Source organism: Thioalkalivibrio sp. (assembly GCF_041685615.1).
Lineage (GTDB): Bacteria > Pseudomonadota > Gammaproteobacteria > Ectothiorhodospirales > Ectothiorhodospiraceae > Thioalkalivibrio.
This window is the reverse complement of sequence record NZ_JAWLFK010000071.1, coordinates 1-7,527: the sequence shown is the minus strand read 5'-3', so window position 1 is coordinate 7,527 and position 7,527 is coordinate 1. Positions and strand designations below refer to the sequence as shown.

The following is a 7,527-nucleotide window of genomic DNA, read 5'->3' as shown; positions in this document are numbered from 1 at the left end:
CACGCGCATGGCGTTGCGGCTTCCTTGTGCGGAATGACTGCACGGCGGTCACCGCGCCTTGTTCGCACGCAAAAGCGACTCGAGCGCGAGCGTGTACATGAAGCAGTGTTTCCTTAAACTAGCCGACTGGATGTCCCCTGCAGGAGCAGCCCCGTGACTGTGCAGCAAGCAATAGCGGCCCTCATCGAGCGCCAGGACCTGGACGCGGCGACCATGACCGCGGTGATGCAGTCGGTGATGACCGGCGAAGCTACCGATGCCCAGATCGGCGGATTCCTGGTGGCCCTGCGCATGAAGGGCGAGACCATCGAGGAGATCCGTGCAGCGGCCGGCGTGATGCGTTCGCTGGCCACCCGCGTGGATGTGCCGCGCACCGGGTTGGTGGATACCTGCGGGACCGGCGGCGATGCCTCCGGAACCTTCAACATCTCCACCGCTTCCGCCCTGGTGGCAGCGGCCGGCGGGGTGCGGGTGGCCAAGCATGGCAACCGCTCGGTGTCGTCGAAATCCGGTTCTGCCGATGTGCTGGAGCACCTGGGGATTCGCCTCGATCTGGCACCGGAGGCGGTCGGCGCCTGCATCGACGAGGTGGGCGTCGGATTCCTGTTCGCTCCTGCCCATCATGGCGCGATGAAGCACGCGATCGGTCCGCGCAAGGAACTCGGCGTGCGCACGCTGTTCAATGTGCTGGGGCCGCTGACCAATCCGGCCGGCGCCCCCAATCAGGTCCTGGGTGTGTTCTCCCAGGACTGGGTGCGACCGCTGGCCGCGGCCCTGAAAGGGCTGGGAAGCGAACACGTACTGGTGGTCCACGCCGAGGACGGCCTGGACGAGATCAGCATCGGATCGCCCACCCGGGTGGCCGAGCTCAAGAACGGCGCGATCCGTGAGTACACCATCCGTCCGGAGGACTTTGGCCTGACCACCACGTCGCTGGATGCCGTCCGCGTCGACAGCGTGGAGGCCTCGGCGGCAATGCTACGCCACGTGCTGGACGGGCAGGCGGGCGCGGCCCGCGACATCGTGCTGCTGAACGCCGGCGCGGCAATCTACGCCGGGGGCGGGGCGGATACCCTGGCGGCGGGCATCGAAGCCGCCGCCAGGGCTATCGATTCCGGCGCGGCCCGCGAACGGCTGGAACGTCTGCAGGCGACCAGCGCACGATTGGCAAACAAGGAAGCAGAATGACCAAAGCCAACGCAGTACCCGATATCCTGCAGCGCATCCTGGAGCGCAAACGCGAGGAACTGAAGGAGCGCGAGGCATTCTGGCCGTTGCGCGAACTGCGCGGCTGGATGGGCTCGGCTCCGGCGCCGCGCGGTTTTCGCGCGGCGCTGCAGCGTGACATCGATGCCGGGCGGCCCGCCGTGATCGCGGAGATCAAGAAGGCGAGCCCGAGCCAGGGCCAAATCAGCCCGAACTTCAATCCCGAGGCCTTCGCCCGAAGTTACGAGGAACATGGCGCCACCTGCCTGTCGGTGCTGACCGACGTGGACTTCTTCAAGGGCCGCGATGGCGATCTGCGCGACGCGCGTGTGGCCTGCAAGCTTCCGATCCTGCGGAAGGATTTCGTGATCGATCTTTACCAGGTCTACGAGGCGCGGGTGCTGGGTGCGGACTGCGTGCTGCTGATCGCCGCGGTGCTGGACGACACGGCGCTGCACGAGCTGTACTTCCTGACCCGCGAACTGGGCATGGATGCGCTGGTGGAGGTGCACGACGGCGAGGAACTGGAGCGGGCGAAGAAGATCGGGGCCGATCTGATCGGGATCAACAACCGCGACCTGCACAGCTTCGAGACCCGGCTGGAAACCACACTGAAGCTGAAGGACCAGGCGCCGCAGGGCGCCCTGCTGGTCACCGAGAGCGGTATCCACACCCGCGAGGATATCGAACGCATGCAGGCGGCCGGGGTGAATGCCTTCCTGGTGGGCGAGGCCTTCATGCGCACCGAGGATCCGGGCGTGGCCCTGGGCCAGCTGTTTCGCGGCGAATAACGGCCCCCGAGGGTCCGACCCCGCCGGGGGCTCGTCAACGCGTGCCGAACACCACGATGGTCTTGCCGTGGGCGGTGATCAGACCGCGCTCCTCCAGATCCTTCAGCACGCGTCCGGCCATCTCGCGCGAGCAGCCGACGATGCGTGCGATCTCCTGGCGGGTGATGCGCAGCTGCATGCCGTCGGGGTGGGTCATGGCGTCCGGCTGGCGGGCCAGGTCCAGCAGGGTGTGGGCGATGCGTCCGGTGACATCCACAAAGGCCAGGTCCATCACCTTGCGCGACGTCTGGCGCAGGCGGGTCGCGATCTGGCTGGTCAGCAGCATCAGGATCTCGGGATCACGCTGGGCGATCTCGCGGAACTGGGTGTAGGGGATCTCCGCGGTCTCGGTGTCCTCGCGGGTGGTGACGGTCGCGCTGCGCGGGTCGTCCTCGAACATGCCCAGCTCGCCGAAGAACTCGCCCTTGTTCAGGTAGGCGAGCACCAGTTCGTGTCCGTTGTTTTCCCCCAGTACCGAGACGGATCCGCTGACCACGTAGTACAGCGTGTCGGGTACCGTGCCGGAGTGGATGATCGTGGTGCGCTTGCGGTACTGACGGCGATGACAGTAGCCGAGGAAACGCTCCAGCGCGGGCGAAGGCTGCGCCGGGCGGTAGACGAACGGGTTGTTCAAGGCTTCCATGGTCACGTCCGATATCAGCTTCCTGAGGATGTGCGCCAGTCTAATGCAGCGCCCGTGCCCACACGCGGGGGTGGCTGGACCCGTTCACAAAATCCGCCCGGCGACCTCCGATTTTGTGCGGCAGGTCCGCCCTGCGTAGAGTCCTCCCTGAAGTATAGGCATTGATTCGTGTTTCCCAAAAGGACGAGCCCGATGCAGGTAAAAGTGAAATGGTTGGACCAGGTGGCGTTCGTCGGCGAGACCGACAGCGGCCACGCGGTGGTGATGGACGGCGCGCCGGATGCCGGCGGGCGCAATCTGGGCGCCCGCCCGATGGAGATGCTGCTGCTGGGGATGGGCGGTTGTACCAGCTTCGATGTGATTGCGATGCTGAAGAAGGCGCGCCAGCAGGTGCTGGACTGCGAGGTGACCGTGGAGGGCGCGCGGGCCGAGACCGTGCCCAAGGTCTTCACCGACATCCACGTGCATTTTCGCGTGTACGGCCATGAACTCTCGGAGAAGCAGGTCGGGCGCGCGGTCGGGCTCTCGGCCGAGAAGTACTGTTCCGCCTCGCTGATGCTGGGTGCCTCGGCAAAGGTGACCCACGATTTCGAGATCATCGAGGGGCCGGCGCCACGCTGAACCCGCGCCGGCCGGATGCCCCGTCCTTGGACTGGCGGACCGGGGCGTCTACAATTCGCCGCTCGCTGCGGCCCGGGCAAGAGGACACGCCATGCCTCGTCACAAGAAGCAAATCAAGCTCCACGGTTTCAACAACCTGACCAAGAGCCTGAGCTTCAACATCTACGATATCTGCTATGCCTCGGGTGACCGGCATCGCGACGAATACATCGCGTACATCGACGAGGCGTATAACGCCCAGCGTCTGACGCAGATCCTGTCCGACGTGGCCCACCTGATCGGGGCCAATATCCTCGACATCTCGCGCCAGGACTACGATCCGCAGGGCGCGTCGGTGACCATGCTGATCTCGGAAGAGCCGGTGGCCACCGAAAAGATCGGCTACACCGAGGGCCCCGGCCCGCTGCCGGAAACCGTGGTCGGCCACCTGGACAAGAGCCACATCACCGTGCACACCTACCCGGAGGCGCACCCGGAGGGCGGCATCGCGACCTTCCGCGCGGATATTGACGTGTCCACTTGCGGGCGCATCTCGCCGTTGCGGGCGCTGAACTATCTGATCCACAGCTTCGAGTCCGACATCGTGATCATGGACTACCGCGTGCGTGGTTTTACCCGTGACGTGCGCGGCAAGAAGCACTTCATCGATCACAAGATCAACTCCATCCAGGACTTCCTGTCGCGTGACACCAAGGAGAAGTACCAGATGGTGGACGTGAACGTGTACCAGGAGTACCTGTTCCACACCAAGATGGTGCTGAAGGACTTCGACCTGGACAGCTACCTGTTCGGGCTGGGCAAGGACGACTACTCGGCCAAGGAGGCCAAGCGCATCTCCAAGCTGCTCAAGCACGAGATGATGGAGATCTTCTACGGCAAGAACATGAGCCGCCCGAACTGAGGCGGCGATCGCCGCGCGTTGCAGGCGACGGTGATCACCTGCCTCCCCGCGTCGCGGGTCAGATCCAGTAGGCGGTGCGTGTCATCACGCTGGACGTCAGCGGCATCAGGATGTTGCGCACCGGCCACGGGGGCGCCTTCCCGCCCAGTGCCATCGCGTGCGCACCGTGCTCCACCTCGTCCTGCTTCATCTGCGCCAGGATGCGCGCGGAGACCTCGTCCTGTGCCGGCAATCGCTCCAGGTGGCGGTCCAGGTGGCGTTCCACCTGGCGTTCGGTCTCGTCGATAAAGCCGAGGCTGTAGGCATCGCCGGTCAGCCCGGCGAGCGCGCCCATCCCGAACGAACCCACGTACCAGAACGGCCCCAGCAGGCTGGTGCGACCGCCCAGGTCGTGCACCCGGCGGGCGCACCAGTGCAGGTGGTCGCCCTCCTCGCGGGAGGCCTGGTCCAGGTGGCCGCGGATCTCCGGGTTGCGGGCGGTCAGCATCTGGCCCTGGTACAGCCCCTGCGCCGCGACCTCGCCGGCGTGGTTGACCCGCATCAGGCGGGCGGACCGGTCGCGTTCGTGATCCCCCAGGTGCGGCCCAATATCATCCCCGCCCGGGGATGGCCGACCGGTGGAGCGGGCCTGTCCGGCGACGACCTTCACGAAGGCGTCGGCCTGGTTGATCAGGTGGTCCAGGGGGGAGAGTCGGCGCATGGTTCCGCTCCGGTTGGGGCGTCGTTTGAGTCTTCCAAGGGTACCGCAAGCGTGGGCGGGGATCAGCGTCCGGAAGCACCGCGCGCGTCGTTTTTCAGGCGCCGGGCCAGGAATCGAACGGGTGACAGGATCTCCGGCTGGCCCGCCTGCTGGGTTGTGAGCGCCCGCAGGTGCACGCTGCAACCGACATTGGGGCTTACGATCACGTCGGGCGCGGCACCGGTCAGGGCCTTCAGGGTTTCGCTGCCCAGACCGTCCGCCATCGCCGGCTGGGTCAGCATCGCGGTGCCGCCCGCGCCGCAGCAGTTGGGCGCGCCGGTCACCGGTGCCAGCGAGACCCCGGGCAGGCGCTCCAGCATCGCGGGCAACTCCCGGGCCTCGCGGGTGACGTTGCGTTGGGTGCAGGGCAGATGCAGCGCGATCCGGATCGGGGTGTCCTCCCAGATGTCCCCCTGGGGGTCCGCGTCCAGCCGCTGTGCGAGGAACCGCGTGAGGCTCCGACTGCGCGCGCCCAGCGTGCCCTCGGGGTATTCGCGCAGCGTGGCCTCGCAGCCACTGTCGAGCGCGATCACCGGAATGTCGTGGGTGCCAAAGGCCTCGGTGTTGCGGGCCCGCAGCGCCTGTGCCGCCGCGCGGTGGCCGGTGTGCTGGTCCAGCGCCCCGCAACAGGCCTGGTCCCGCGGGATGGCCACCCGCACCTCGAGGGCCTCGAGGACCGTCATCGCGGCCTCCAGATCGGGTCCGGTGAAGAAGCGGTCCATGCAGCCGGTAAACAGCAGGGCGTCGGCCGTTTCCGGGGTCGCGGTCGCGCGCAGTCGGGGCTCGGGTGCCAGGGAGTCACGCGTGTGGGCGAGGCTGCGCTTCCAGCCACCGCGCGGCAGCAGACGGTCTACGCCCAAGCGTGCGCCGCTACGCGCCGCCAGTCCTCCGAGGCTCCGCAGCGCGGGGTGCAAAAGGGCCTGGTGCTGGAGCATCTGGCGCCAGCGGTCGCCGCGCGGCGGCGTGGCGGGGTGCTCGTTCAGGATCTCGCGGGCACGATCGATCAGCGCCCCGAAGGGCACGCGCGCCGGGCATACCGCTTCGCAGGAGCGGCAGCCCAGGCAGCCTTCCAGATGGCTGTGCAGGCGCTCGGAGTCCGGCTCCAGCCGGCCCTGGGCCAGCCCCTGCATCAGGGTCAGCCGGCCGCGCGGGGAGTCGCCCTCGACCCCGTGCCAGCCATAGGTGGGGCAGTGCGGGAGGCACAGCCCGCAGTGTACGCACTGGTCAGCGGCGGAAAGCCCCCGAAATCTCAGGGGCCGGTCCGATGCGCCGAGCGGCTTTGCTAGGGTCTTGCCCCCATTCGATTCTGGGAGGTTTCCCATGCCCGTGCGTTCGTTCCGGCCCGTGGGGGCTGCGTTTGCCTTGTTCATCCTGCTGAGCATACCAGTCTCGCAAGGGCTGGCCTGGGAGGCAGATGGCTGGCAGTCGACCATCGAGCTGGGAGCTTCCAAAACCACCGGGAACACGGAGTCCACCACGGCCACGGGCCGTTTTCGCGCGGAGCACACGACCTTCGACTGGCGCAATCACATCCGCCTGGATGGGTACTTCCACGAGGAGGACGACGAGACCACCGGCGAGCGTTTCATCGCCGGCTTCCAGGCGGACCGTAAGCTGGACGAGCATGACTACCTGTTCGGGACGCTGCGCTACGAGCGTGACCGTTTCAGCAATTACGACTACCAGGGGTCGGCCACGGCGGGTTACGGTCGTCGCCTGATCGACGGCGAGCGGGTGCGGCTGGACGGCGAGGGCGGTGCCGGTATGCGCCAGGTGCGCATCCGCACGACCGAAGAAACCGACAGCGAACCGGTCGGCCGGCTGGCCGGCAACTTCCGCTGGGAGATCAGTGACAACGCCCGCCTCACCGACGAGTTGCTGATCCTGACAGGCAGCGACAATACCGAGATCGAGAACATCCTCGCCCTGACCGCGGACGTCACCAGCCGGATGTCCCTGCGTACCAGATTCACCGTGAAGCACAACACCGACGTCGAGCCTGGCGTGGAGAGCACCGACACGATCACGGACGTCAGCCTGGTCTACCGCTTTCGCTGAATGCACGGACAGCGCACGTTGGCACCCGCCGTTTTGCCGCTGGCAGCGTTATCATAAGCTTAATGGATCACCGGAGACTTCCATGGGCTACTATCAGCGCCATATCTTTTTCTGCACCAACTGCCGCGAGGACGGCAACTGTTGCGAGGACCACGGGGCGACCGAGATGCGCGCCTATGCGAAGAACCAGGCCAAGGCCATGGGTATCCACGGCAAGGGCCAAGTGCGGGTGAACACCGCTGGCTGCTTGGACCGCTGCAACGAGGGCCCGATCGCGGTCGTCTATCCGGAGGGCGTCTGGTACACCTACCAGGACGAACGCGACATCGACGAAATCCTGGAAGAACACCTCAAGAACGGCCGCGTGGTTGAGCGACTGCAGATCTGATGAATGTCGCGCACCGGCTGGCTTGACTTTGTGCCCCGGCCTCCGGAGAATTCGCAGCCCGCGTGGCTACGTAGCTCAGCTGGTTAGAGCACATCACTCATAATGATGGGGTCCCCTGTTCGAATCAGGGCGTAGCCACCA

The 7,527-nt window shown here is 66.5% G+C and carries 9 protein-coding genes and 1 tRNA gene; 7 read left to right on the top strand and 3 right to left on the bottom strand.

The features are described 5' to 3' along the window. Nucleotides 1-153: 153 nt before the first annotated feature. Both trpD and trpC read left to right on the top strand, forming a co-directional pair. Entirely contained in the window at nt 154-1,188 is a 1,035-nt protein-coding gene (gene trpD / locus ACESLR_RS11095) for an anthranilate phosphoribosyltransferase (RefSeq protein WP_373025944.1), read from the top strand. After that, nucleotides 1,185-1,997 carry an indole-3-glycerol phosphate synthase TrpC gene (gene trpC, locus ACESLR_RS11090; protein WP_373025945.1) on the top strand — a complete coding sequence of 271 codons (813 nt, stop codon included), beginning with the start codon at nt 1,185-1,187 and terminating at the stop codon, nt 1,995-1,997. Before trpD ends, trpC begins: the two co-directional genes overlap by 4 nt. Nucleotides 1,998-2,031: 34 nt before the next feature. On the opposite strand, the gene crp is transcribed toward trpC, so the two are convergent. Further along, nucleotides 2,032-2,679: a cAMP-activated global transcriptional regulator CRP gene (crp, locus tag ACESLR_RS11085; RefSeq protein WP_018142212.1), complete on the bottom strand. Its 648-nt coding sequence runs from the start codon at nt 2,677-2,679 to the stop codon at nt 2,032-2,034. A 192-nt stretch (nt 2,680-2,871) separates the two neighbouring features. Here crp and ACESLR_RS11080 point away from each other — a divergent pair, with 192 nt between their 5' ends. Together ACESLR_RS11080 and speD are read left to right on the top strand one after the other, a co-directional pair. Further along, nucleotides 2,872-3,300, top strand: coding sequence for an OsmC family protein (locus tag ACESLR_RS11080; protein ID WP_373025947.1), 429 nt, complete (start codon nt 2,872-2,874; stop codon nt 3,298-3,300). Nucleotides 3,301-3,391: 91 nt separating this feature from the next. Then, nucleotides 3,392-4,201: an adenosylmethionine decarboxylase gene (gene speD, locus ACESLR_RS11075; protein ID WP_373025948.1), complete on the top strand. Its 810-nt coding sequence runs from the start codon at nt 3,392-3,394 to the stop codon at nt 4,199-4,201. A gap of 58 nt (nt 4,202-4,259) precedes the next feature. Here speD and coq7 read toward each other — a convergent pair whose 3' ends face one another. Then, a complete protein-coding gene (gene coq7, locus ACESLR_RS11070) occupies nt 4,260-4,901 on the bottom strand; it encodes a 2-polyprenyl-3-methyl-6-methoxy-1,4-benzoquinone monooxygenase (protein WP_373025949.1) in 642 nt (213 codons plus the stop codon). A gap of 62 nt (nt 4,902-4,963) precedes the next feature. After that, nucleotides 4,964-6,262, bottom strand: coding sequence for a (Fe-S)-binding protein (locus ACESLR_RS11065; RefSeq protein WP_373067391.1), 1,299 nt, complete (start codon nt 6,260-6,262; stop codon nt 4,964-4,966). Here ACESLR_RS11065 and ACESLR_RS11060 point away from each other — a divergent pair. From ACESLR_RS11060 to ACESLR_RS11050, 3 genes are all read left to right on the top strand, one after another. Beyond that, nucleotides 6,261-6,998: a YdiY family protein gene (locus ACESLR_RS11060; RefSeq protein WP_373025952.1), complete on the top strand. Its 738-nt coding sequence runs from the start codon at nt 6,261-6,263 to the stop codon at nt 6,996-6,998. The genes ACESLR_RS11065 and ACESLR_RS11060 overlap by 2 nt on opposite strands. A gap of 82 nt (nt 6,999-7,080) precedes the next feature. Further along, nucleotides 7,081-7,386 (top strand): (2Fe-2S) ferredoxin domain-containing protein, encoded by a 306-nt coding sequence (locus ACESLR_RS11055; RefSeq protein WP_373025954.1) that lies wholly within the window; start codon nt 7,081-7,083, stop codon nt 7,384-7,386. A gap of 64 nt (nt 7,387-7,450) precedes the next feature. Beyond that, nucleotides 7,451-7,527: transfer RNA gene (locus ACESLR_RS11050), tRNA-Met, on the top strand.